Source organism: Afipia sp. MLSD5-FHT05B12 (assembly GCF_058793355.1).
Window position 1 is genome coordinate 96,062 of record NZ_JBXAFS010000012.1, and the last position, 24,282, is coordinate 120,343.

Sequence of the window (24,282 nt, forward strand, 5' to 3'; positions counted from 1 at the left end):
ACGGAATCCTCGAATGCCTCGTTTTGCCGCAAATCTCAGCATGATGTTCAACGAAGTTCCGTTTCTCGATCGGTTCGAGGCGGCTGCGAAGGCGGGCTTTTCGGCGGTTGAGTTCCTCTTTCCCTACGAGCATTCGCCTGACGATGTCGGAGAACGGCTTCATCGCAATGGTCTGACGCAGGCGCTCTTCAATCTGTTTCCGGGAGACTGGAACAAAGGTGAGCGCGGCTTTGCAGCGCTGCCGGAACGCTTTGCCGACGTGCAGAACAGCGTTCAGCAAGCGCTGCCTTATGCCGCCGCCACCGGAGTCAAACGCTTGCATCTGATGGCTGGGATCGCCGATCGCCACGATCCGAAAGCTGTCGACGCGTTTCGCCGCTCGGTGGCCTGGACCGCCGAGGCGCTGGCCAGGGAAAACATCGACCTCATGATCGAGCCGATCAATCCACGTGACGTGCCTGGATATTTTCTGAATGATTTCGGTTTCGCTGCGGGTGTGATCAATGATCTGAAAATGCCTAATCTGAAATTGCAGTTTGATATCTATCATCGGCAGATCGTCCACGGCGATGTCACCATGGCGCTGCGGCAGATGATGCCAATGATCGGCCACATCCAGATCGCGAGTGTACCTTCGCGCAATGAACCGGCAGGCGAGGAACTAAACTATCCCTTCCTGTTCGACGAACTCGATCGTTTGGGATATGGCGGCTTTGTCGGGTGCGAATACCGCCCGAAAGGCAATACAGTCGAAGGCCTCGACTGGTTCGCGCCTTATGCTGCGAAGACGGGAGCGCGCGCGTGACACTGGCTCTGGGCTGTATCGCGGACGATTACACTGGCGCATCGGATCTCGCCAACACATTGACGCGTAGCGGGCTGCGGACGGTACAGACCGTCGGCGTTCCCGGCGATGCACTAAAGCTGCCTGATGTCGATGCCGTGGTGGTGTCGTTAAAGAGCCGCTCCATTGAGGCGTCTCAGGCAGTAGCGCGCTCCCGCGACGCGGATAAATGGCTGCGGTCGCGCGGCGCCTCGCATGTCCTGTTCAAGATCTGCTCGACATTTGATTCCACAGACGCGGGCAACATCGGGCCGGTAATGGATGCATTGCGTGCCGATTCCGGCGATGACATCGTTCTGGTGACGCCCGCGTTTCCGGGAACAGGGCGCACGGTCTATCAGGGTAATCTGTTCGTTGGCAGTGTGCCGCTGAACGAAAGTCCGCTGAAGGATCATCCGCTGAATCCGATGCACGACTCCAATCTTGTGCGGGTGCTTGCGCGCCAGAGTAAATCCAAAGTCGGTCTGGTTGATCTTGCGGCCGTCGCAAAGGGCGTTGAGGCAGTCCGCGCGCGTCTCCGTGAGCTGGCTGCCCTGGGCGTCAACGCCGCGATTATCGATGCGGTGTTCGATCCCGAACTGGAGACGATCGGACAGGTGGCGCTGGGCCATCGTCTTTCCGTGGGTGCATCGGGATTGGGGCTGGGACTTGCGCGCGGACTTGTGGCATCGGGCCGGGTGAGCCAGGTGCCAGCCGTAACCAGAGAAAGGCCGATCGGCGGCCCCGTGGGGTGTCTCGCCGGAAGCTGCTCTCAGGCGACACTGGCGCAGATCGCGCATGCCGAGAAGTCGATGCCGGTGCTGCGGCTTGATCCTGAAAAGATCGTGGCGGGACCATCCGAGGTTCAGCGCGCGCTCGACTGGTCACGCGAGCATCTCGGTAATGGGCCAGTCCTGATCGCGAGCAGTTCGACGCCGGATCAGGTCTCTGCGTTACAGATCAGGCACGGGCGTGATGCTGCCGGCCACGCCATAGAGCAGGCGATGGCGGCGATCAGCGAGGGGCTGGTCGCTGCCGGTGTACGGCGGCTTGTAATCGCCGGTGGTGAAACCTCAGGCACCGTGGTCGATCGTCTCGGCGTCCCAGCGTTTCTGGTCGGCCCGGAGATCGCCGCAGGCGTGCCGGTGCTTCGCTGTGTTGGCTGGAGCAAGGGCGAGGCGGTGATGGCGCTGAAATCCGGTAACTTTGGTGGCCCGGATTTCTTCAACGACGCCATCTGCTTGATGCCGTGAATCAAGCTTCCTTGTAGCCGTATTCCTGCTGGTTGCCGGTTGCGCCGTAATACTTGTAAGGCAGGAATTTACCCGACATCGTGATCTTGACGCGGTCGCCTTTCGGATTGGCGAGGCGCTCCATGTCCATGTCGAAGTCGATCGCGGACATGATGCCGTCGCCGAATTCCTCCTCGATCAGCGCTTTCCAGGCTGGTCCATTCACCATCACCAGTTCGTAGAGCCGGTAGATCAGCGGATCAGTGGGAGGCATCTGAATGCCTTCACCGCGCATCGGCACTTCGTTGATCATCGCCTGTTCAACCTTGGAGAGGCCGAACAGCTTGGCGGCATTCTCCGCCTGCGGCTTGGTGAGTTTCATCTGGCCGAGGATGGCGCCGACCACCAGCACTTCGGAATGGCCGCCGATTTGTTCGCAGATGTGCTTCCACGTCCAGCCTTTCTCGCGCTTGATGTCGAGCAGCTTTTCGGTGAGGTCGGATCGCTTCATTTGTGTCTCCTTGAGGCAGATTATCGCGCGCTGGCTTGTCCGGCTTGCGGCTTTAGGGAAGGTTCGGTTGTGACGATTGACGGCTCAGCGAAGCCGGGACGAACCACAGGCACGTTGCGGGGATCATGATCCTTGATTGTCTCTGCGAAGGTCTTGCTGCGTGTGACCAGGAAATCGATGATGTGATTGCGCAGGGCGTAATAGTGAGGATGCCGATGAAGATCGATTCGGCCACGATCCTTCGGCAGCGGATTTTCCAGTACCTCCGCGAGCACCGCGCCGGGGCCGTTGGTCATCAGAAATATCTTGTCGGCGAGATAGATGGCTTCGTCGACGTCATGGGTGATCATGAACGCGGTCTGTCCGGTCTCAAGGCAAATACGCCGAACTTCGTCCTGCAACGTCCCGCGCGTCAGCGCGTCGAGCGCGGAGAAAGGCTCATCCATCAGCATGATTTTCGGCATTATGGAGAGCGCGCGCGCGATGCCGACGCGCTGCTTCATGCCGCCGGACAGTTCCGACGGTCTTTTGTGTTCGGAGCCGGTGAGGCCGACGATGTCGATGAACTTCTGGGCGTGGGCACGGACGCGTGCCTTGTCCCACTTGCGCCATTTCGAGGAGACCGCATAGGCGACGTTGCCCACCACCGTGCGCCACGGCAGCAAGGCATGGCTCTGGAAGATCACGGCGCGATCGAGGCTGGTGCCTTCGATGGCCTGACCGTCAACGATTACAGTGCCTTCGGATGGCTCATCGAGGCCGGCCAGGATGTTGAGAACGGTGGTCTTGCCGCAGCCAGAATGGCCGATCACGCAGCCGAATTCTCCGCGGGGCATCGATAGCCAAAAGTCCTCGAAGATCGTCGTCTTCCCGCCGTCAGGCGCCGGATAGTGCTTGGCGATGCCTTCAATTGAGATGAATTTCTCGATCATTGCATCACTCCGGGAACGTGACCATGCGCGTAAATCGCGCAAGGATTTGGTCGAACATCATTCCGACCAGGCCGATGACCAAAATGGCGATAATGACGTTGGTGATCGACAGGTTGTTCCACTCGTTCCAGACGAAGTAACCAATACCTGTTCCGCCAACCAGCATTTCCGCGGCGACGATGACGAGCCACGCGATGCCGATGGAAATGCGCATGCCGGTCAGGATGGTCGGCGCGGCGGCAGGAAGGATCACCGTGAAAGCGCGGCGTATCGGCCCGACCTCAAGCGTGCGTGCGACGTTGATCCACTCCTTACGCACGGCGGAGACGCCGAAGGCCGTGTTGATCAGCATCGGCCAGATCGCGCAGATGAAGATCACGAAAATTGCGGAGGTGTTGGAATCCTTGATGGTGTAGAGTGCCAGCGGCATCCAGGCGAGCGGAGAAATGGGCTTCAGAACCTGGATGAACGGATCGAGTGCTTTGCTGATCAGCGGTGACATACCGATCAGGAATCCGAGCGGGATCGCGACAATCACAGCAAGGAAGTAACCTAGCAAAACGCGTGCGATCGAATAGCCGAGTTGAATGCCGAGGCCCTTGTCGTTCGGGCCGTTATCGTAGAACGGGCTTTTGATGTGTTGCCAAAGCCTGGCCCCGACATCGAACGGTCCCGGCATTGCCGATTTGCCCTGGGTTGCCGTCGCGCCCATTAGCTTTGCGTATTCCGGACTCATGGTAGCAACCGACCCGCTTCCGCGCGTCGCAAGGTGCCATGCGCCGATGAAGGCAAGGAAGATCGCAACCGACAGTACGGCTGCGCGAAGTCTCAGCGACGAGGCCATGTTCAACTTGCCTTGCTGATCTTGAAGCTCTTGAGATAGTCCTCAGGCTTTGCCGGATCGAAGGGTTTGCCCATCACGCTGAATGATTTCGTGATGGTTGCCGGAGGCGTAAGACCGACTTCCTTCATGAGCTTTGCTGTGTCGGTGGCGAGATAGACCTGGCTCGCGATACCGGCGTAATCGACTTCGCCCTTGATCTGTCCCCAACGCTTCATCTGGGTCATGATCCAGACCGCAAACGACTGCCACGGGAATGGATCGAAATCGACGCGATTCGGCTGCGTGACAATGTTGCCGAGCCCGTCGGCAAAGGTGCCGGTGAGAATCTGCTCGAGCACGACCGGCGGCTGGTTGAGATAGTTCGCCGGCGAGATCGCCTCCGCAATCTGCTTGCGGTTCTCAGCCTTGTGGGCAAACGCCGTTGCATCGATGATCGATTTCAGCAGCGCCGCATAGGTGTTGGGCATTGTGGTGACGAATTCCTTGGAAGCCGCAAACGCGCAGCAGGGATGGCCTTCCCAGATGTCCTTCGTCAGGATGTGGATGAAGCCGACACCGTCATAGACCGCTCGCTGGTTCATCGGATCTGGACCAAGGAAGCCGTCGATGTTATCGGCGCGCAGGTTCGCAACCATTTCCGGTGGTGGCACCGCACGGATCTGTACGTCGGTATCGGGATCTATGCCGTGCTCCGCAAGGTAGTAGCGCAACAGGTAATTGTGCATCGAGTAGTCGAACGGCACCGCGAACTTGAAGCCCTTCCAGTCCTTCGGGTTGCGTTTGTCCTTGTGCTTGATGGCGAGGGTGATGGCCTGACCGTTGATGTTTTCGACGGCTGGCATGGTGTAGGGAATTGGATTGGAGCCTGCGCCCATTGAAATCGCGATCGGCATCGGCGAGAGCATGTGCGCTGCGTCGTATTCCTTGTTGATAGTCTTGTCGCGGATCACGGCCCAGCCGGCGGTCTTGATCACTTCGACATTGAGGCCCTGCTTCTCATAGAAGCCCATCGGCTTCGCCATGATGATCGGCGTAGCGCATGTGATCGGAATGAACCCGACCTTGAGGTCTTTCTTCTCCAGCGGTGCGCCCTGCGCAAACACTTCGGTAGCGGTCTTCAGGGGGAAAAACTGCGAGACGGCAGCAATTGCCGTGGCGGCACCGACGGACTTCAGGAATGCGCGGCGCGCGGCATCCTGGGGAAACATCGCGCGCATGACGGCGGAGGCGACGACGCCTTCGTAGCGCCGCTCGTCGCTTTGTGAGGTCGCTGTCTGGAGCTGGAGCGCGGCCTCGTGTTCGGCTTCGCTCGTGTGTTGGCCGCAAGCGCATCCGAAAGAGGAGAGGCGGCGGTTCGGATCGAACGGATTGTCGAAGGTGGACATGAAACCTCCTGCATGGGCGTTTCAATCCACTACGCAAACCGCGTGCCACTCCCATTTTGCGCGGTTTATCAATGCGCCCGCGTCGCAGCTGTAACATTGTTTATTACGAAATTCCGTGATACACGACATTTCGTAAAAAAATCACGATATTTCGTAATGAGGGATTATGGACGTTTCGCAATCGCCGGGATCGGAAAGGGGCTTCGACCTGTGGGGCGCCGCCTTCGATTTTGCGGCTGAGCCGATGATGCTGCTGGATCCTCATGGCGATCGCATCGTCGATGCCAACCCTGCTGTATGCACGCTGCTCGGATACGACCGTGCGCTGCTTCGGCAGATGAAGATCAGCGCCTTGCACGCGGGCCAAGTGCCGACGCTGATTGTCTTCACGCAGGCGGTGTTCAACAGGGGCTCATTCTGGACAAGGTCGCTGACGCCGCGTCACGCCGCGGGCAACGAATTGCGGCTGGAGTATACCGGATCGCTGATCCCGCAGGAGGGCACGCCGCTGATGCTGTTGGCGATGAGCGATCTTGAACAACGTCGCCGGCGTCTGGTCGATGTCGCGGCGGAGGATCACATGCGCGGTGGTATCGCAGCCTGGCAGCGCGTCGAGCGCGTTTTCCGCGATATCGAACGTGAGAACCAGTTGATCCTGCGCGCCGCGGGCGAGGGGATTTATGGGGTCAACGCCGAAGGCAAGACCACATTCGTCAATCCCGTCGCCGAACGCATTCTCGGCTGGTCGGCGGAGGAACTGGTCGGCACAGACATTCACTCGACAGTGCATCATACCCACCACGATGGACGACATTACCCGCACGAGGACTGTCCAATCTATGCCGCGTTCCGCGACGGCGCGGTGCATCAGGTTAATGACGAGGTGTTCTGGCGCAAGGATGGCACGCCGGTATGGGTCGAGTACACGTCCACACCGATCCGCGACCGTGGCGTGGTGGTTGGCGCGGTGATCGTGTTCCGCGATGTCAGTCAGCGTCGCGAGGCCGACGAAAAGCTTCGCGCAGCGCTCGCCGAAGTCGATCAATTGCGCGAGCGTCTCGAGCAGGAAAATGCCTATTTGCAGGAGGAAATCCGCACCGAGACCAATCCCCGAGGTATCATCGGGCGTACTGCGGCGGTGCAGAAGACGCTGCGGCAGGTGAGTCTCGTCGCACCGACGGATGCGACCGTGATGATCACTGGCGAGTCCGGTACCGGCAAGGAACTGATCGCGCGCGCGATTCACGAGGCGAGCCAGCGCAGCGACCGTCCCCTGATCCGCGTAAACTGCGCGGCTATCCCTCGTGAGCTGTTCGAGAGCGAATTCTTCGGTCACGTTCGCGGCGCATTCACCGGCGCATTGCGTGATCGTGTCGGACGGTTTGAACTGGCTGATGGTGGGACGCTGTTTCTCGATGAGGTCGGCGAAATCCCGCTTGAGCTTCAGGGCAAGCTGCTGCGCGTATTGCAGGAGGGGCATTTCGAGCGCGTCGGTGAGGAGCGCACGCGCGCGGTCAATGTCCGCGTCATCGCCGCGACCAATCGCGAACTGAAACAGGAAGTGAAGCAGGGGCGCTTTCGCGAAGACCTCTATTTCCGGCTCAATGTGTTTCCGGTTGAAACCGTGCCGCTGCGGGATCGCCGCGAAGACGTTCCGTTACTTGCGCAGCACTTCCTGAGCAGCGAAGGCAAATCGCTGAAATCCGATCTGCGCCTGTCGGAAGGCGATGTCCGCCGCCTGATGCTATACGATTGGCCCGGCAATGTCCGCGAGTTACAGAACGTGATCGAACGCGCGGCCATCCTGGCGCAGAATGGCCGGCTGCGGATTGACCTGCCCATTCAGCAAACGGGAGCCGAGCTCGCAGCAGCCTCGCGGCGTCCCAAAAATGGCGCGCCGCCGGTTATCATGACCGACGATGAAATGCGTGAGCACGAACGCAACAACATTCTGGCTGCGCTGAAGGCGTCCGGCGGCAAGGTTTTTGGCAAGGATGGCGCGGCGGAACTGCTCGCCATCAAGCCGACCACTCTGGCGTCGCGCATCAAATCGCTCGGCATTTCGGCACGAAACCCCGATTCGCCAATGCGTTAGGCAGTCCTTGCCCGTTGTTAGCGCTTGATAGAGGCTTAGTCCGGTGTTCTGCTTAAAAAACAAGCCATCGAGGTTGTTGCGCCGTGTCCATCGCCGTCGCCCTGCATCACGTCACACATTATAGGTACGACCAGCCGGTCAGCCTTGGGCCGCAGGTCATCCGGTTGCGGCCGGCGCCACACTCGCGCACGCGCGTATCCAGCTATTCGCTGAAGGTTCTGCCCGAGAAGCATTTCGTCAACTGGCAGCAGGATCCGCAAGGGAACTGGCTCGCGCGCTTCGTGTTTCCCGAACCAACGCTCGAATTCAAGATCGAGGTGGATTTCATCGCCGACATGGCGGTGGTCAATCCGTTCGACTTTTTTGTTGAGCCATACGCGGAAACATTTCCGTTCCAGTATCCATCCGATCTTGCCGACGAGCTTGCGCCGTATCTGAAGACCGAACCGGTCACTCCGTTGCTTGCGGAGTATCTCGCGGGCATTCCGCGCGAACCAGCCAATACCGTGAACTTCCTTGTCGAGCTTAACGCGAAGCTGCGCGACAGGATCAACTACGTCATCCGCATGGAGCCCGGGATTCAGACCCCCGAAGAGACGTTGCGGAGCGGCGCGGGCTCATGCCGCGATTCCGCCTGGCTTCTGATCCAGGCGCTGCGCAATCTGGGATTGGCGGCGCGCTTTGTTTCCGGTTATCTCATTCAGTTGCGTCCGGACATTGATCCACTGCAAGGGCCTCGTGAAGTCGAGACTGACTTCACGGATCTTCACGCGTGGGCGGAGGTTTATCTGCCTGGCGCCGGATGGATCGGTTTCGATGTGACGTCGGCTATGCTGACGGGGGAGGGGCACATCCCCGTCGCGGCGTCTCCGCACTACCGGACCGCTGCGCCGATCAGCGGCAATGTCAGCTCGGCCAATGTCGATTTCGGTTTCGAGATGAAGGTGACGCGCGTCAACGAAGCGCCGCGCATCACCAAGCCGTTCTCGGACGACTCATGGCGGCGTTTGGATGCACTGGGTGAAAAGGTCGATGTCGATCTTGCAGCCGACGATGTGCGTCTGACGATGGGCGGCGAGCCCACGTTTGTGTCGATGGACGATCTGGAATCCGCAGAGTGGAACGTTGCCGCGGTTGGCCCCACCAAGCGCGGCATTGCCGATGATCTGATCCGCCGGCTGCGCACACGCTTCGCGCCGGGCGGCCTCCTGCATTACGGGCAAGGCAAATGGTATCCGGGCGAAAGCCTGCCGCGCTGGGCCTTTGGGCTTTACTGGCGCAAGGATGGCGTTCCGATTTGGCGCAACCCCGATCTGATCGCGCCGATGGAAGGGCCGCGCTCTGCGAAGATCGAGCAGGCCGAAAAATTCGCGGCTGGCATTGCCGAAAAGCTCGGTGTCGATGCTGGCAATGTGCTGCCAGCCTATGAAGATCAGGCGCACTGGCTGCTGAAGGAGAACAGCCTTCCGGGCAATGTCGATCCGAGCGATTCGAAACTCGCTGATCCAGAGGAACGTTCGCGCATGGCGCAGGTGTTTCAGCAGGGGCTGAACGTGCCGCGCGGTTTCGTGCTGCCGGTGCAACGCTGGAATGCGAGGGCCGCCAGCCGCTGGCGCAGTGAGAAATGGAATCTGCGGCGCGGAAATCTGTTTCTGATGCCGGGTGATTCACCTCTCGGTCTGCGGCTGCCGATGAATTCGCTGCAATGGATTCCGCCGGAAGATTACCCCTATATCGTTGAGCAGGATCCGACGGAAGAACGCGAAGCGCTGCCGGTGTTCGACGCTCCAGCTGCGCCTCAGCCACCTGTCTTCGACGGTGGAACACTGGCGGATGGCGGGCCGCGCCAGTTTATTCAGGAGCAGCAGGCCGGGGGAAAGGGCGGCGTCCGCACAGCGCTATCCATTGAGATCCGCGACGGCATTCTCTGCGCGTTCATGCCGCCGGTGGAGAAGCTCGAGGACTATCTCGAACTGATTGCGGTGGTGGAAGCGACCGCCGAGGACATGAAGCTTCAGGTTCATGTCGAAGGTTATGCCCCGCCCTATGATCCGCGTGTCGAGGTCATCAAGGTCACCCCGGATCCCGGTGTGATCGAAATCAATATTCATCCGGCGAAGAACTGGCGCGAAATCGTAGAGACGACCATCAGCCTGTATCAGGAGGCGGCGCATGTCCGCCTCGGCGCGAACCGTTTCCTGATCGATGGCCGACACACCGGCACCGGCGGCGGCAACCACGTCGTTGTAGGCGGGGGCACGCCTGCAGACTCACCGTTTCTGCGGCGCCCAGATCTGCTCAAGAGCGTGGTGCTGTATTGGCAGCGCCACCCATCGCTGTCCTATCTGTTTTCCGGCATGTTCATCGGCCCGACCAGCCAGGCCCCGCGCATCGATGAAGCCAGGCACGACGCGCTCTACGAACTGGAAATCGCGATCTCGAAAATCCCGCCGAGGGGCGAGAAAGTGCCGTTATGGCTGGTCGATCGTACCTTCCGGCATTTGCTGGTGGACATTACCGGCAACACCCATCGTGCCGAAATTTGCATCGACAAACTTTATTCGCCGGACAGCCCCACAGGCCGTCTCGGTCTTGTCGAATTCCGGGCATTGGAAATGCCACCGGACGCGCGCATGAGTCTCGCGCAGCAGCTTGTGATCCGCGCGTTGATCGCGAAGTTCTGGCGCGAGCCGCAGGATGGCCGCTTCGTGCGCTGGGGTACGACTTTGCATGATCGCTTCATGCTGCCGCATTTCCTCTGGGAGGATTTCAGGAGCGTGCTCTCGGATCTGAAACAGGCAGGTTACGACTTCGAGCCGGAATGGTTCGAGGCGCAACTAGAGTTTCGTTTTCCGGTCTTCGGTAGCGTCCAGCATGGCGGTGTGACGCTTGAACTGCGTCAAGCCCTCGAGCCCTGGCATGTGCTGGGTGAGGAAAGCTCCGGCGGTGGCACGGTGCGTTACGTCGATTCGTCCGTTGAGCGCTTGCAGGTCAAAGTCAATGACTTCATCGAAGGACGGCATGTGATCACCTGCAATGGTCGCCGGCTGCCGACGACGAATACTGGACGCGCGGGCGAGGCCGTGGCGGGTGTGCGCTTCAAGGCATGGCAGCCATCGTCGGGTCTCCATCCGACGATCCCGGTACATGCACCGTTGACTTTTGACATTCTCGACACATGGAATAACCGCTCGCTGGGTGGCTGCGTCTATCATGTCGCCCATCCAGGGGGGCGGAGTTACGATACCAAGCCGGTCAACAGCTATGAGGCCGAGGCGAGGCGGCTTGCCCGCTTTCAGGACCACGGGCACACGCCGGGGCCGATAACTGTGCCTTCCGAGGAACGAACCCTCGAATTTCCCCTGACTCTGGACCTCCGGACACCGCTCCCGCATTGAGGCCGCCGCCATAATCGGCGAAGTTATCGCGAAAAACAGAAAGCGAGTCGGGATGGCGGACACGGACAGCGGAGAAAAGGCACCGCGAGCAGCGCAGCGCGATCTTCTGGATTGCACCCGTGGTTATGCGCCGTTGCCCGGAATTCCGGACGAATTCCTTGACGCAGAGGGCCAGCCCCGCGAGGTATGGACCCGGTTCTTCGACGCGTTCTCGACGCTTTCGCCGGGCGAGATCGAACGCCGTTTTGCGTCCGCCGATCAGCATATGCGCGACGCCGGCGTCACGTATCGCGCCCCGGGCGAGGCTGCGGATCGTTCGTGGCCGCTTAGCCATTTGCCGCTTTTGATCGGCGAGAGCGAATGGAGGCAGATTTCGGAAGGCGTCGCCCAGCGCGCGGAGCTTTTCGAACGGATTTTGCGCGATCTGTATGGCGAAGGCAGGTTGATTGCTGAAGGCGCGTTGCCTGCGGCTGCCGTCGCCGGCAGCGCGGAATATCTGCGCTCGGTTTGCGGTGTGACGCCGCCCGGCGGGCAGTATCTCAATCTCTACGCCGCCGACATCGGCCGCGGCCCCGACGGGCGCTGGTGGGTGTTGAATGATCGCACACAGGCGCCGTCCGGCGCGGGCTATGCGCTCGAAAACCGGCTGGTGCTGTCGCGCGCACTGACGAACCTCTACACGTCGATGAATGTCGAACGGGTTGCCCCGTTCTTTGAGGCGTTCCGCGACAGCCTGCGGGCCATTGCCGATCGCGACGAACCGCGCATCGGCCTGCTGACACCGGGCAATTCCAGTGAAACCTATTCCGAACATGCCACGCTGGCGCGCTATCTCGGTTTCCTGCTGGTGGAGGGCGATGACCTCGCGGTGAGCGAGGATCGGTTGCACGTCCGCACCGTTGCCGGCCTGAAGCGCCTCGATGTTTTGTTGCGGCGTGTCGACTCGAACTTCCTCGATCCCCTTGAACTCGACGCGCGTTCCATGCTCGGCGTTCCGGGGCTGATCGATGTCATCCGAAAGGGTGGCGTGGCCGTCGCCAACATGCCGGGTTCCGGCGTGATGGAAGCGCGGACGCTGCTCGGTTTCCTGCCGAGCTTGAGCCAGCGCTTCTTCGGCGAAGACCTCAAGATGCCGCACATCGCCACGTGGTGGTGTGGGCAGAAATCCGCCCGCGAGGAGGTGCTTTCGCGCCTTGACGAGATGGCGATCGAGGGCGCTTACGGCCAGTCTGTGCCCGGTTTTCCGGGGCGTGGTCCGATCGTTGGCGGCTCACTTTCACAGGAAGAGCGCGCGCAATTGGTCGATGCCATCAGCAAGCGCGGCATCGACTATGTCGGACAGGAGATGGTTCGGCTCTCCACGACGCCGGTGTGGGACAACGGGCACATCTCTCCGCGTCCGTTTGTTCTCCGGGTTTTCGCCGCGGCTACGCCGAATGGCTGGACCATCCTGCCGGGAGGATTTTGCCGTATCGCCGACAAGCCCGACGCGCGCGCAGTCTCAATGGGCGAGGGCGCACGCGCCGCTGACGTCTGGGTTGTATCGGAGAAGGAAGTTGCGACGTCCACGTTGCTGCCGCCGAGCGATGCCGTTCGGATCAGACGCATTGCCGGATGGGTGCCGAGTCGTGCGGCGGACAATCTGTTCTGGCTCGGCCGTTATCTGGAACGGGCCGAGGCGACCTTGCGGCTGGTCCGCGCGCTTGGCGGGGCATTGCGCGAACCCGGCAAGGGACCGTCGCCGATGCAGCCGGTGATCGAGCGTATACAACGCCTGCTTGTTGCCTGGGGTGCCACCTCGCCATCGACGCGCACCAAGCTGGCGACCACGGCGGCGCAAGCGCTGCAGGCCAAGGACAAGTTCGGCTCGGCGCTGTCGCTGGTTCGTTCCGCACAACGCACCGCGACAACATTGCGCGAGCGCCTTTCGCCGGATGCGTGGCATGTCATCACCGGCATGGTCGAGCGCCTGTCGGAGAAAGCCGAAGACGACGAAGCCTTGCTCGAAGCTGCGGAATGGACCCTGCAATCGCTGGCGACATTCGCAGGCCTTGCGCAGGAGAACATGAACCGCGCTGCTGGCTGGCGCTTTCTCGAGATGGGGCGCCGAGCCGAGCGCGCCATCAATACAGCGCGTTTTGCACGCCAGTTCGCCGACGACAAGGCGACAGCCGAGGACCTCGACCTGCTGTTGACGCTGGTCGATTGCCAGATCACCTACCGTTCGCGCTATCTTGTCGGGCCGGTACTCGCGCCGGTGCGCGATCTGGTTGTGCTGGATGCCTTCAATCCGCGTTCGGTGGCGTTTCAGATCGCGGCGCTCAACGAGCACATCGCCAGCCTCCCGAGCATGCGCGAGGGCGGGCTGATCGATCCGCCGCATCGTCTGGCCGTTACTCTTCAGGCCACGATGATCGCCGGCGACGCAGAGTCGTTCGATGCCAAGACTCTGTTCTCGCTGGAGCAGGATCTGCTGAATCTGGCCAATGCCATTGGATCCCATTATTTCCCGCACGGCAGTCTCGCGCTGCGGCCCGAGAAGCTCACGGGGTTTGCGTGATTTACGACATTCGTCATGTCACCACGTACTCCTACGAGAGCCCAGTGAGCTTCGCGCGCTGCTCACTAAGGCTTGAGCCAAAAAGCGGCGATGGCCAAGAATTGATCTCGCATCACGTTGAAATCAAGCCTGTCCCGTTGGAACGGACGCTGAGAACGGACTTCTTCGGCATCCGTACCGAAAGCATCGTGATTGAGGCGGCACATCGTGCTCTGCGTATTGATGCGCGATCGCGCGTGGATGTTACGCGCACTGCTCTGCCGCGCGACATGGCCTCTCCCGGCTGGGAACAAGTGCGCGAGGCTGCCTTCACGTCGAATGGTCTCGCAGCGGTCTCTCCCGTCGGATACTTGTTCGCCAGCCCATTGGTGCCGATCCAGCCGACTATCACGGACTATGCTGCGGAATGCTTTCCGGCCGGTGGTGGGATATTCGTCTCGGCGGTCCAACTGATGCGGCGGATCAACCGTGATTTTGTCTATGACTCAAAGGCGACGGAAATCTCGACGCCGTTGCTGGATGTCTTCAGGAAGCGGCGAGGGGTCTGTCAGGATTTCGCACATGTCATGATCGCGGGGCTGCGCGGTCTCGGTTTGCCTGCGGCTTACGTCAGCGGCTATCTGCGGACCACGCCGCCGCCGGGGCGGCCGCGGCTCCAGGGGGCGGATGCGACGCATGCGTGGGTGTCGGTCTGGTGCGGCGGCGAGATCGGATGGATGGGGTTCGATCCCACCAACGATCTGGTGATCGGCAATGATCATGTCATTCTGGCGGTTGGCCGCGACTACACCGACGTCTCGCCGGTCGATGGGATTATCGTCGGATCGCGCAAGCAGAAGCTTGCGGTGGCGGTGGACGTGATCCCGGTGGAATAGAAGTCGCGCGGGACACCTGATGCAATCAACCCCGGTGGCTGCCATCCGCGCAGAAAGAAGCCCGGATGTTGCAATCTGACGGGCTGCGGCCTTCCTTGCGGCATCGCGCAGAGGCAGCATCGATGGCTTGACCGAGCGTCGGACCCTCGGCGGTGAATGCGCCCCAATAACGGGTCCGGCGGATACGCGTGGTATAGAACGACATCGCACCGCACTTGGTCGTGGATGACACCTTGCAGCCACGCCCGCCGTTGTTGACGCAAAGGGTCAGGGCACGCGCCTCAGCCTCGTCCCGCGTCGCCTTCTGCCACACGGCGCCCCAAGCGCCGCGCGCCGCAAATCCGATGGCCGCCCATTGTTCACCGGGGGGCTGGGCAGCTTTTTGCTTCAGCGCGTCCAGCCGTATCCTGGCAAGTGCTGCGAATGTGCCGTTCGGATATTTGTCGAGGTAGGCTGAGATTTCAGCGGGGTTTCGCGAGTCTTTCACCGAATTCCAGAAGGTGATCTCAACGCTGGCATCGGATTGCGCGACGGCTGCTCCGGGCTGCACGAACAAGGCAACTGCAAGCGCCAGCGCACAACAGATCTTGCGTAGCATCACTCAGCCTGTCCCCGGGGTTCGGCGCGCAGACTAAAAGTCCGCTTTGGCCTTGTCGAGCGGGCAGGCTCTGGCCGGTGGAAAACCACATCAGCCATAGGCATTACTCGGCAACCTCGATACACGTGGCGTCTGCGCGTCTAGGATTTCGATCGCTTCGCCTTCTTTGCCTTTTTTGTCTTCCGGCTTTTTGGTGCGGACTTCTTCGCGGGCACCTTTTTCCCTTCCTTCCGGGCTTCGGAGAGGCCAATTGCGATGGCTTGCTTCCGGCTCTTGACCGTTTTTCCGGATCGTCCGCTCTTCAACGTCCCTTTTTTTCGCTTGTGCATCGCACGCGCGACTTTCCTGGCTGCCCCCTTGGAGTATTTCCGCGCCATCGTTGTCTCCGCAATGAATTGCCGGATACGAATAAGTGCTGAGGACGATGTTATGTTCCCGCGCAGCAACATGCGGGCCGTGCGGACAGGGAGTTCAGATGCGAGGGACTACCGGCTGTTCGTGGCCGTAACGATCCAGATTGAACCGCCGAGGGGGACGGTGTCGCCCTTCTGATGCGCTGCGAGCATCGTGCGAATCGATTGCGTGGTTGCTTCGATCTTGTCCGGCGGCTGATTTTCGAGGGCGCGGCTGGTGGGACCGATCGCAAGGGTCGTCTCGATGGCCGCTTCGAGGCCGCGGCCAGTTGCGATGTCGAGCGAAAAATCAGCTCGCTCCGTCTCGATATTCAAGAAACCCGCCTCGCCAAGGATGCTGCGGACCCGCTCCTCGTTCGCGAATGAGAACGGGCCCGGGTCATCCGGCTTCATTTCAGGAAGCTTCGGCACGTATTTGTATGCCTCCTGAAGGCCGAGCATCATCCATGGATTATCGCGTGGTGTCCGCCAGCAGGCGAACGCGAGACGGCCACCCGGCCGTAGCGCCTTGCGCATGTTCGCAAAGGAGTCCGAGGGCTGCGCAAAGAACATGACTCCGAAGCGGGAGAACAGCAGGTCCGCGCTCTCGGGGGCGAATGGATACACTGTCGCGTCCGCCAGCACGAACTCGATCGGCGCATTCGCAGGAGCAAGCTCTCGAGCCCGGCCCAGCATCGGCTCGGAAATGTCGACACCAGTGACACGGCCCGTGGAGCCAACCTGCTTCAAAAGGTCAAAGGATGTGGCTCCACAGCCGCAGCCGATATCGATGACAGCTTCCCCGTTCTTGACGGCAGCGCGCTCGATCAGAATTTTGGATACCGGCGCAAGGACGACGTCCTGAAGCTGCTGCCGCTCGGTCCAGTGGCGGCCGCCTGGACCATTCCAGTAGGCGATCTGATCGGCATTGCGGGCGTCGATGGCTGGCTGGTTCATGGGGCACTCCAGTTGCTGGGTGCTTTCTTAGGCCACCCCCGAAGAGATGAACAGGAGGGGCCAGCCATGCACCGCCCCTTGGCTCGGTCGCGTCAGCCACCCTTGAACAGGATTTTTCCAGTGCCTTTCGCGGAATGAGACAGCGCGGCCGCGGACTCGCTGAGCGGGTAGGTGGCCTCAATTGGCGTGAAGAGCGTGCCGTCGGCGATCCAGCCGGCCATTTTCTTCTGGACCTCAACCACCCGCTCGGTCGGGTTTTTGTTGAACCAGTTCAACAGCCAGAAGCCTTTCAGCGTCAGGTCGCGGAAAATGTTCGGTGCGGTGAAGAAAGGACCTGGGCCTCCGCTCATCACGCCAAAGGCGACCAGGGTGCCGCCATTGGCAAGGCAGTCGTTCACGGCCATCAGGCCGGGTCCGCCGACGCAATCGAGCGCCAGCATGATTTTGGCTTTGTCGGTCGCTTCCCTGACCCGCTTGGCGAGGTCCGGTCCTTCCACCAGAACCACGTCGGCACCGAGCTTTTTCAGTTCATCGACAAGTTCGGGGCGGCGCACGATGCTCACCGTGTGAATGCCCATTTGTTTGGCGATAGCAATCACAGCGCGGCCGACGCCTGAATTCCCGGCCGTCTGAAGAACCCAATCGCCTTTCTTGAGCGAAACGTATTCGGTCAACATGAGATAGGCGGTCGGCGGATTGACCATCAGCATCGAGAGCTGTTGGGGATCGGCACGATCCGGCAGCGCGAACAAACCTTCGGCGTTGACCTTGGCGCGCGTGAGCCACGTCGATGCGCCCTGCGGAAACAATACGCGGTCGCCTTCCCTGATGCCGGTCACACCCGAACCGATTTGGACAACGCGCGCAACGCCTTCAGTGCCAACCGGCGCGGGGAGTTTAGGTTTCACGCCGTAAAGGCCGCGGATCAGCACGAGATCGGACGGGTTGATCGGAGAAAATTCCATGTCGACGACGATCTCACCTGCACCGGGTGCGCCGGGATCGGGAAGGCTGACGGTCTCGACAACTTCCCATGGCTTGCCGAAAGCATTGATCTGAACGCTGTGCATGCTGCTCTCCCATAATCACCGCTTGGCGGCTTGATGCAAGATGTTGTAAATAGTTCGATATTGCAACTAGTCTTAATTCGCAATTAAATGGAGGATATGACTGGTATGCGGGAACCCTCTTTCAGCCGGTTGAACTGTTCGATTGCCCGTTCGCTCGCGGTGTTCGGCGACGCGTGGTCGCTTTTGGTCTTGCGGGATGCGCTGGCAGGAATCCGTACATTCGAGGGATTTACGCGCGGTCTTGGCATTGCGCGGAATACGCTCACGGATCGGCTCCGGCATCTCGTGGAAGAGGGAATGCTGATGCAGATGGATGTCGGTAAGCGGGGAACGCGGTTTGAGTACGTCCCGACAGTGAAGGCCAAGGAGTTTCAGGTCGCGCTGATGGCGATCATGCAGTGGGGCGATCGATGGGTATCGGGACGCGGCAATGAGCCGGTCGTTGCGGTCGACCGCGGCAGCGGGTCGGCAATTGCGCCGCTGGTCTTGCGCTCTATATCAGGTCGCGCCGTTTCTTCGGACGAATTGATGTACAGGCCCGGGCGGGGCGCGACAGCCGTTACGCGAGACTATCTCACCGCGAAGAACAAGCGGCTGCGCAAGCCGGCGTCAAACTAGGCTTCCACAGTGTGGCCGCGCCTTACCAGGCGCGGAACAGGACACTCGCATTGACGCCGCCGAAACCGAATCCGTTCGACAAGACATGCTCGATGGCCATCGGCCGCGCGGCGCCGCGGACGAGGTCGACGCCTTCAGCCGCCGCATCCGGGTGATCCAGATTGAGTGTTGCAGGCGCAATCTGATCGCGCAGAGCCAGCACCGAGAAGATCGCCTCGAGTCCGCCAGCCGCACCGAGCAGGTGTCCCGTTGCGGACTTTGTCGAACTGACCGCGACCCCGCCCTCAGTCCCGAACACGGCTTTGATCGCCGCTAGTTCACCATTGTCGCCGACGGGCGTCGAGGTCGCATGTGCGTTGAGATGCTGCACTTCGATCGGCGAAATTCCTGCCTGCCGAAGCGCTATCTCGATCGAGCGCCGTGCTCCGTCGCCATCTTCCGGTCCAGCGGTCATGTGATAGGCGTCGGACGTGGTGCCGTAGCCGACGAGTTCAGCGATCGGTGTCGCTCCGCGGCTGAGCGCATGGTCAAGTGTTTCGATAACCAGGATACCCGCGCCTTCGCCCATCACGAAGCCGTCGCGGTCACGGTCGAAGGGGCGTGATGCGCGCTGCGGATCGTCGTTGAAATTGGTCGAGAGAGCGCGCGCGGCGGCGAATCCGCCGAGGCTGACACGATCAATACAGGCTTCGGCGCCACCGGCTATCGCGACATCCGCTTCACCCGCGAGAAGAAGGCGCGCGGCGTCGCCGATGGCTTGTACGCCCGCCGCGCAAGCCGTCACCGGCGCACCAAGCGCTCCCTTGAAGCCATGACGGATGGAAACCTGTCCCGCTGCGAGGTTCACAAGGAACGATGGTACGGTGAAAGGCGAGAGGCGGCGCACGCCGCGTTCGTCGGTGGTGCGGACCGCGTCGACGATCGCGGGAAATCCGCCGACCCCGGAGGCGATAATGGTTGCCGTGCGTTCGCGCGACCGCGCATCTTCCGGTTTCCATCCGGCCTGGGCGATGGCTTCGTCTGACGCCGCCATGGCGAACTGGATGAAGCGGTCCATCTTCTTCTGATCTTTTTTCGGAATCGCGCGATCAGGATCGAATCCGAATTCCGGATCTTCGACGATATCAGGGACAATGCCGCAGGCTTTCACCGGCAGGTCAGCCGCGACATTATCCGACAAGGCGCGGACGCCGGATTGCCCGGCAATCAGCCGTGACCAGTTGGCCTCTACGCCAGAGCCAAGCGGAGACACGGCACCCATTCCAGTGACGACGATCCGTCGTATCGCGCTGCTTCGCTTCACGATCTCACCACAGGTTGCACTAGTGTCCAGAATCCGAAGTTCGCTTCAGAAGACACTAGAAATTGTAAATCTAGCCAGGCTTGCGGCACCGGCGGAAATTCCGCCGGTGCCTGACAAGTTTATGCGGCGCGATCAGTTGAGCTTGCGCTCGACCGCGATGGCGGTTGCTTCGCCGCCGCCAATGCACAGCGAAGCGATGCCACGCTGGACGTTGTTCTTTTCCATCGCATACAGCAGCGTCACGATCAGCCGTGCGCCGGTTGCGCCGATGGGATGGCCGAGCGCGCATGCGCCGCCATTGACGTTGAGTTTGTCGCGCGGAATTCCAAGATCCCGTGCCGCCGCCATAGGCACTACCGCGAAGGCTTCATTGATCTCGTAGAGGTCGACATCGCTTGCGGTCCAGCCGATCTTATCGAGAAGTTTGCGGATTGCCGGAATCGGGGCGGTTGTGAACCAGTCCGGGGCCTGGCTGTGCGTCGAATGACCCTTGATTTCAGCGAGAATTGGCAGACCCTCGCGCTCAGCGATAGAGCGGCGGGTCAGAACCAGCGCAGCGGCGCCATCGGCATTGGCCGAGGAAGCCGCCGGCGTAATCGTGCCGTTGGGCCGGAACGCAGGCTTCAGGTTCGGAATCTTGGCGGGATCGACTTTCAGCGGATGTTCGTCATTCTCAACGACGCGAACGCCTGCTTTCTCTTTCACTGAGATGGGCGCAATTTCCTTCTTGAATGCTCCGCTTTCGACGGCATTGCGCGCTCGCGTCAGCGTTTCAATCGCGTAGTCGTCCTGATCCTTGCGGCTGAACTGATAGGCTTCCGCCGCGGCTTCGCCGAAATCGCCCATCGAGCGGCCGGTCTCGTAGGCGTCCTCGAGACCATCCATCATCATGTGATCGATGATGCGGTCGTGACCGACGCGATAACCGCCACGCGCCTTCTGGAGCAGGTACGGTGCATTGGTCATGCTCTCCATGCCGCCGGAGATGACGATGTCTGCCGAGCCTGCGTTGATGATGTCGTGAGCAAGCATGGTGGCCTTCATACCCGAACCGCACACCTTGTTGACGGTGGTGGCTCCGGTGGCATCCGGCAGCTTTGCGCCGCGTGCCGCCTGGCGGGCAGGGGCCTGACCTTGTCCGGCCGGCAGAACGCAGCCCATCAGAACTTCGTCGATTCGGTCGGGCGAGAGTTTCGCGCGCTCAAGGGCAGCGCCGATCGCATGCGAACCGAGATTATGTGCGCTGAACGAAGACAGGTCGCCCTGAAAGCGGCCAAGGGGAGTGCGGACTGCGGATACGATGACAACGGGATCGGACGTAGACATGCAACTCTCCTGGTTCGCGCACGGGCATCGCCGTGTTAGATGACATGCATCATATGAAAAGATGCGGAAATAGCAATCCGCGCCATGACAATAAAAGCATGAATCGCGCGCGGACAAGCAGCCAGACGTTTAAAACATGCCTTGGCATGCCAGTGGCATGAGATATTTTCGTATGACGGATGAATTATTTTCGTTTGTCGAGGAATGCCTGCATGTGGCGCTGGGGTTCGCCGGTCAGGAACGACTTCCCGAAGACGCCGACGCTCAGATTGATGGATTCGGTGAGCGGAAGTTCCTCCCACTGTCTCAGCAGCGCCTTTTGGCTCCGCATGGCTTCGGGGCCGCACTCCGCGATCGCAGCAGCCGTTGTTGCGATCGCTGCGTCGAGGTCGGTCTCGGGCGCGACCTGATCGACCAATCCCCAGTTGAGTGCCGTCGGCGCATCGATGGTCGCCGCAGTCAGGATCAGCCAGCGGGCGCGCGCCCAGCCAATTAGCCGAGGCAACAACGCCGCATGGATCACCGACGGAATGCCGACCTTCACCTCCGGCATCCCGAATTTGGCATCTTGCGATGCGATGCGCAGATCGCACGCCGCGGCGAACTCCAGTCCGCCGCCGAGGCACCATCCGCGCAAGCGTGCGATGACCGGAGCAGGAAACTGTCGAACTGCTTCGCACAGGTCGCGCAAGCCGGTGATAAACTTTTCAGCCGAAGCCTGATCGAGCGTCGCCATCTCCTTGATGTCCGCTCCGCCGATCATGCTTTTCTCGCCCGAGCCCCTCACGACCAGCACGCGGATGCTGGAGTCCCTGGCGAGAAGCTCCAGCCCTTCGCGAACGCCGCGGATGACGGCGGAGTTCATGATATTGAGCGAACCCGCATTGCAGATTGTTAATTGTGCGATGCCGTTTTCGCCGCGTGCGACGTTGCAATAATCGTTGATTGTCTGCATTTTTATGGAGCCTGACAGTTGCGCGTTGCAGCGAGTGGGCGCGAATGGTGCGCGATCTCTTTCCTGCCGTCAAATCCACGCATGGCAGCTATTTTACAGTGCGAAATGAGCGCTTCTGGCTCTGGAATGTGCTATTATATGATCTAGGACATTTGATGAGGCGGCGATGCGCTATTCGAAGGATCACAAGGCTGAGACCCATGCCCGGATTGTGAAGAACGCCTCTGTGCGGCTGCGCGAGCGCGGGGCGGCGAGCATCGGTGTCGCCGAGTTGATGAAGGAGGCCGGTCTCACCCACGGCGGGTTCTACGCTCACTTTCCGTCACGCGACGCTCTGATTGGTGAGGCCTTCGCCCATGCGATGCAGCAGATGACCGGACTATGGCGGAAACGCGCGGAGCGAGAGTCCGAAGGCGAGCGTCTCGCCGCGATCGTAAACGGTTATCTTACGGCCGAGCACCGCGACGACGTTGGCAACGGCTGCGCCTTACCGTCGCTGGGTATCGAGGTATCCCGCGCGAGTCCCAAAACACGCAAGGTTTTCGCCAGTAAGCTTGAAGACATGATCACGATGCTCGTTGAGCAATTCCCGGAGCTGTCGCCGAAGACAGCCCGCCGCGAAGCCATCGGTGTCATCTCGACCATGATTGGGGCGATGATTCTGGCGCGTGCCACGGGTACGAGTGAATTCTCCGACGAAATCCTGAGCGCCGGCCGCCGGGCGGCCCTGCGATGCGAGAATGTGCCGAAACCGCGCACGAAGAAGCCTAAAGCTGCCAAAACCGAGAGTTGAGCGGCCCGGTCTCTTTGCATTGCGCGCCACCGTGCTGTGCGCAGAACCCGGTTCCAAACTCGGTATCGGCGGTGCTAAAAGCCTCCAAACACACGCTTTTGGAGGATACGCATGCGCACGATTGGTCATTTCGTTGGAGGCCGCGAGGTCAAGGGCACGTCGGGCCGTTTTGCGGACGTGTTTGAGCCGATGACGGGCGAGGTTCAGGCCCAGGTTGCACTGGCGACCAAAGCGGAAGTGCGTGCGGCCGTCGAGAATGCCAAGGCCGCGCAGGAAGCATGGGCCAACACCAATCCGCAGCGCCGCGCGCGGGTGATGATGAAGTTCGTTGAGCTGGTGCAGCGCGACTACGACAAGCTGGCGGATTTGCTGGCGCGCGAACACGGCAAGACGGTACCCGACGCCAAGGGCGACATCCAGCGCGGGCTCGAGGTGGCGGAGTTCGCCTGCGGTATTCCGCACCTGATGAAGGGCGAGTACACCGAAGGCGCCGGTCCCGGCATTGACATCTATTCGATGCGCCAGCCGCTCGGCGTGGTCGCCGGTATCACCCCGTTCAATTTCCCGGCAATGATCCCGATGTGGAAGTTCGCGCCCGCGATTGCCTGCGGCAACGCCTTCATCCTCAAGCCTTCCGAACGCGATCCCGGCGTGCCGATGGCGCTGGCCGCGCTGATGATCGAGGCGGGACTGCCCGCCGGTATTCTCAATGTGGTCAACGGCGACAAGGAAGCGGTCGACGCGATTCTCGATGATCCGGATATCCGCGCCATCGGCTTTGTCGGCTCCTCGCCGATCGCGCAGTACATCTATGAGCGCGCCGCAGCCAGCAACAAGCGCGCGCAATGCTTCGGCGGCGCGAAGAACCACGCCATTATCATGCCGGATGCCGACATGGACCAGACCGTGGATGCGCTGATCGGCGCAGGCTACGGCTCGGCCGGCGAGCGCTGCATGGCGATCTCGGTCGCAGTGCCGGTGGGCAAGACCACCGCGGACCGCCTGATGGAGAAGCTGATTCCGCGGGTCGAGAGCCTGAAGATCGGCCCCTCGACCGACCCAAGCGCCGACTTCGGCCCCTTGGTGACCAAGGCGGCGCTGGAGCGCGTGAAGGACTACGTCGAGGTCGGCATCAAGGAAGGCGCGAAGCTTGCGGTCGACGGCCGCGGCTTCAAGATGCAGGGCTATGAGAAGGGCTTCTATATGGGCGGCTGTCTGTTCGACAACGTCACCAAGGACATGCGGATCTACAAGGAAGAGATCTTCGGACCGGTCCTCTCGGTGGTCCGTGCCAAGGACTACAATGAAGCACTGGCGCTGCCGTCCGACCACGACTACGGCAACGGCGTTGCGATCTTCACCCGCGACGGCGACGCGGCGCGCGACTTTGCGGCCAAGGTCAATGTTGGCATGGTCGGCATCAACGTGCCGATCCCGGTGCCGATCGCGTACTACACCTTCGGCGGCTGGAAGAAATCCGGATTCGGCGATCTCAACCAGCACGGTCCGGATTCGATCCGCTTCTATACCAAGACCAAGACTGTCACCTCGCGCTGGCCCTCCGGCGTCAAGGATGGCGCGGAGTTCTCTATCCCAACGATGAACTGAACTAGTA

General features: G+C 60.9%; 20 protein-coding genes. 9 read left to right on the forward strand and 11 right to left on the reverse strand.

Features of this window, described 5'->3' with window-relative positions:
- The first annotated feature begins 13 nt into the window (after positions 1-13).
- Positions 14-805 (forward strand): 2-oxo-tetronate isomerase, encoded by a 792-nt coding sequence (gene otnI / locus AC1Q6J_RS16270; RefSeq protein ID WP_492280250.1) that lies wholly within the window; start codon positions 14-16, stop codon positions 803-805.
- Positions 802-2,076, forward strand: coding sequence for a 3-oxo-tetronate kinase (gene otnK, locus AC1Q6J_RS16275; protein WP_492280251.1), 1,275 nt, complete (start codon positions 802-804; stop codon positions 2,074-2,076). The genes otnI and otnK overlap by 4 nt, the downstream gene beginning before the upstream one ends.
- 1 nt (position 2,077) lies before the next feature.
- Here otnK and cynS read toward each other — a convergent pair whose 3' ends face one another.
- From cynS to AC1Q6J_RS16295, 4 genes are read right to left on the reverse strand one after another with little or no spacing between them, the layout of a single operon-like run.
- Positions 2,078-2,566: a cyanase gene (gene cynS, locus AC1Q6J_RS16280; protein WP_492280252.1), complete on the reverse strand. Its 489-nt coding sequence runs from the start codon at positions 2,564-2,566 to the stop codon at positions 2,078-2,080.
- A gap of 20 nt (positions 2,567-2,586) precedes the next feature.
- Complete coding sequence (locus AC1Q6J_RS16285) at positions 2,587-3,498, reverse strand: ABC transporter ATP-binding protein (RefSeq protein ID WP_492280253.1); 912 nt, start codon at positions 3,496-3,498, stop codon at positions 2,587-2,589.
- A 4-nt stretch (positions 3,499-3,502) separates the two neighbouring features.
- Positions 3,503-4,342, reverse strand: coding sequence for a nitrate ABC transporter permease (ntrB, locus tag AC1Q6J_RS16290; protein WP_492280254.1), 840 nt, complete (start codon positions 4,340-4,342; stop codon positions 3,503-3,505).
- A 2-nt stretch (positions 4,343-4,344) separates the two neighbouring features.
- Complete coding sequence (locus AC1Q6J_RS16295) at positions 4,345-5,727, reverse strand: CmpA/NrtA family ABC transporter substrate-binding protein (RefSeq protein WP_492280255.1); 1,383 nt, start codon at positions 5,725-5,727, stop codon at positions 4,345-4,347.
- A 166-nt stretch (positions 5,728-5,893) separates the two neighbouring features.
- Between AC1Q6J_RS16295 and AC1Q6J_RS16300 the strand changes: the two genes are divergently transcribed.
- From AC1Q6J_RS16300 to AC1Q6J_RS16315, 4 genes are all read left to right on the forward strand, one after another.
- Complete coding sequence (locus AC1Q6J_RS16300; protein ID WP_492280256.1) at positions 5,894-7,822, forward strand: sigma-54 interaction domain-containing protein; 1,929 nt, start codon at positions 5,894-5,896, stop codon at positions 7,820-7,822.
- Between the two features lie 83 nt (positions 7,823-7,905).
- Positions 7,906-11,220, forward strand: coding sequence for a transglutaminase family protein (locus AC1Q6J_RS16305; RefSeq protein WP_492280257.1), 3,315 nt, complete (start codon positions 7,906-7,908; stop codon positions 11,218-11,220).
- Between the two features lie 52 nt (positions 11,221-11,272).
- Positions 11,273-13,780, forward strand: coding sequence for a circularly permuted type 2 ATP-grasp protein (locus tag AC1Q6J_RS16310; RefSeq protein WP_492280258.1), 2,508 nt, complete (start codon positions 11,273-11,275; stop codon positions 13,778-13,780).
- Positions 13,777-14,655 carry a transglutaminase family protein gene (locus AC1Q6J_RS16315; RefSeq protein ID WP_492280259.1) on the forward strand — a complete coding sequence of 293 codons (879 nt, stop codon included), beginning with the start codon at positions 13,777-13,779 and terminating at the stop codon, positions 14,653-14,655. Before AC1Q6J_RS16310 ends, AC1Q6J_RS16315 begins: the two co-directional genes overlap by 4 nt.
- A gap of 25 nt (positions 14,656-14,680) precedes the next feature.
- Here the strand turns inward: AC1Q6J_RS16315 and AC1Q6J_RS16320 are convergent, their stop codons facing one another.
- The 4 genes from AC1Q6J_RS16320 to AC1Q6J_RS16335 all read right to left on the reverse strand — a co-directional run bounded on the left by AC1Q6J_RS16320 (position 14,681) and on the right by AC1Q6J_RS16335 (position 17,672).
- Positions 14,681-15,253, reverse strand: a complete 573-nt coding sequence (locus AC1Q6J_RS16320) for a DUF4189 domain-containing protein (RefSeq protein WP_492280260.1) — start codon at positions 15,251-15,253, stop codon at positions 14,681-14,683.
- A 140-nt stretch (positions 15,254-15,393) separates the two neighbouring features.
- A complete protein-coding gene (locus tag AC1Q6J_RS16325) occupies positions 15,394-15,702 on the reverse strand; it encodes a DUF6496 domain-containing protein (RefSeq protein ID WP_492280261.1) in 309 nt (102 codons plus the stop codon).
- Between the two features lie 36 nt (positions 15,703-15,738).
- Positions 15,739-16,602 (reverse strand): class I SAM-dependent methyltransferase, encoded by an 864-nt coding sequence (locus AC1Q6J_RS16330; RefSeq protein WP_492280262.1) that lies wholly within the window; start codon positions 16,600-16,602, stop codon positions 15,739-15,741.
- Positions 16,603-16,694: 92 nt separating this feature from the next.
- A complete protein-coding gene (locus AC1Q6J_RS16335; protein WP_492280263.1) occupies positions 16,695-17,672 on the reverse strand; it encodes a zinc-dependent alcohol dehydrogenase family protein in 978 nt (325 codons plus the stop codon).
- A 105-nt stretch (positions 17,673-17,777) separates the two neighbouring features.
- Here AC1Q6J_RS16335 and AC1Q6J_RS16340 point away from each other — a divergent pair, with 105 nt between their 5' ends.
- A complete protein-coding gene (locus AC1Q6J_RS16340; RefSeq protein WP_492280264.1) occupies positions 17,778-18,290 on the forward strand; it encodes a winged helix-turn-helix transcriptional regulator in 513 nt (170 codons plus the stop codon).
- A gap of 22 nt (positions 18,291-18,312) precedes the next feature.
- Here the strand turns inward: AC1Q6J_RS16340 and fabF are convergent, their stop codons facing one another.
- The 3 genes from fabF to AC1Q6J_RS16355 form a co-directional block, all read right to left on the reverse strand.
- Positions 18,313-19,575 carry a beta-ketoacyl-ACP synthase II gene (gene fabF, locus AC1Q6J_RS16345; RefSeq protein ID WP_492280283.1) on the reverse strand — a complete coding sequence of 421 codons (1,263 nt, stop codon included), beginning with the start codon at positions 19,573-19,575 and terminating at the stop codon, positions 18,313-18,315.
- A gap of 150 nt (positions 19,576-19,725) precedes the next feature.
- On the reverse strand, positions 19,726-20,919 hold the full coding sequence (locus AC1Q6J_RS16350; RefSeq protein WP_492280265.1) for an acetyl-CoA C-acyltransferase: 1,194 nt from the start codon (positions 20,917-20,919) through the stop codon (positions 19,726-19,728).
- Positions 20,920-21,103: 184 nt separating this feature from the next.
- Complete coding sequence (locus tag AC1Q6J_RS16355; RefSeq protein WP_492280266.1) at positions 21,104-21,874, reverse strand: enoyl-CoA hydratase; 771 nt, start codon at positions 21,872-21,874, stop codon at positions 21,104-21,106.
- Between the two features lie 166 nt (positions 21,875-22,040).
- Here AC1Q6J_RS16355 and AC1Q6J_RS16360 point away from each other — a divergent pair, with 166 nt between their 5' ends.
- Together AC1Q6J_RS16360 and AC1Q6J_RS16365 are read left to right on the forward strand one after the other, a co-directional pair.
- Positions 22,041-22,667 carry a TetR/AcrR family transcriptional regulator gene (locus AC1Q6J_RS16360; protein WP_492280267.1) on the forward strand — a complete coding sequence of 209 codons (627 nt, stop codon included), beginning with the start codon at positions 22,041-22,043 and terminating at the stop codon, positions 22,665-22,667.
- 111 nt (positions 22,668-22,778) lie between these two features.
- Complete coding sequence (locus tag AC1Q6J_RS16365; RefSeq protein WP_492280268.1) at positions 22,779-24,275, forward strand: CoA-acylating methylmalonate-semialdehyde dehydrogenase; 1,497 nt, start codon at positions 22,779-22,781, stop codon at positions 24,273-24,275.
- Positions 24,276-24,282 lie beyond the last annotated feature (7 nt).